1 pseudogene is annotated in these 993 nt (G+C 72.6%); it reads left to right on the top strand.

Annotated features, from left to right (window positions below):
* Positions 1-993: pseudogene (locus IO24_RS41760) on the top strand (transposase); the annotation flags it as partial.

Consider the following 993-nt stretch of genomic DNA (forward strand, 5'->3'; position numbering starts at 1 on the left):
GCTGGACTCCAGCGTGCTGGACGACGCGGTCGCCACCCAGGACACCGTCACCCAGATCATCGCCGCCGTCCGCGCGGTGATCCGCGAGGTCCCCGGCGCAGACGCGGTCGCCGCCGCCCGGTGCAGCGCGCACGACTACACCGACCCGGGCAAGCCCCGCATCGCCTGGAACGACGAGCAGGCCCGAGCCGAGCTGGTCGACGCGCTGGTCACAGATGCCCTGCGTGGGCCACCTGCCCGGCCAGCAGCTCGGCGAAAGGGCGGCCAACGCGGTGGGCATCCTCGCCCTGGTCGCCGGCCAGGACGTCGAGCCCGCCGAGGACTCCGACGGCCGTGACGGCCGCTGGCGCATCACCCGGGGCACCGCCCCGAACCGGATGGTCTCCACCGTCGATCCCGAAGCACGCCATGTCCACAAGACCCGCAGCCACCAGCAGGACGGCTTCAAGGCCCACCTGGCCATCGAGCCCGAGACCGGCTTATACACCGCCGTCGCCCTCAGACCCGGCGCCGGGCCCGAGCACCACGAGGCCGCGGTCGGCCTGGAACTGCTTGCCGACGAGGACACCCCGCTCGATGCCTTCGGCGACACCGCCTACTCCACCGGCGATGCCCGCCAGACCCTCCACGAGGCCGGGCACCAGCTGTTCATCAAGCCCGCCCCGCTGCGGCCCGCCGTCCCCGGCGGCTTCACCCTCGACGACTTCACCATCGACACCACAGCCGCCCTCGTGACCTGCCCGGCCGGACACACCGTCGCCCTGTCCGACCCCGGCGGACAGCACCACCAACGCAAAGCCATCTTCGGCACCTTATGCACCGGATGCCACCTGCGCGAGCAGTGCACCAAAGCCAGAGCCGGACGCATCCTGACCATCCGACCGCACCACGACCTCCAGACAGCCGCCCGCCGCCAGGCCGCCACCGACCCCGGCTGGCAGACCGAATACCGACGCTGGCGCCCCCCGGTCGAACGCGCCGTCGCCTGGCTCG

The organism is Streptomyces flavovariabilis (assembly GCF_000725785.1).
GTDB classification, from domain to species: Bacteria; Actinomycetota; Actinomycetes; order Streptomycetales; family Streptomycetaceae; genus Streptomyces; species Streptomyces hawaiiensis.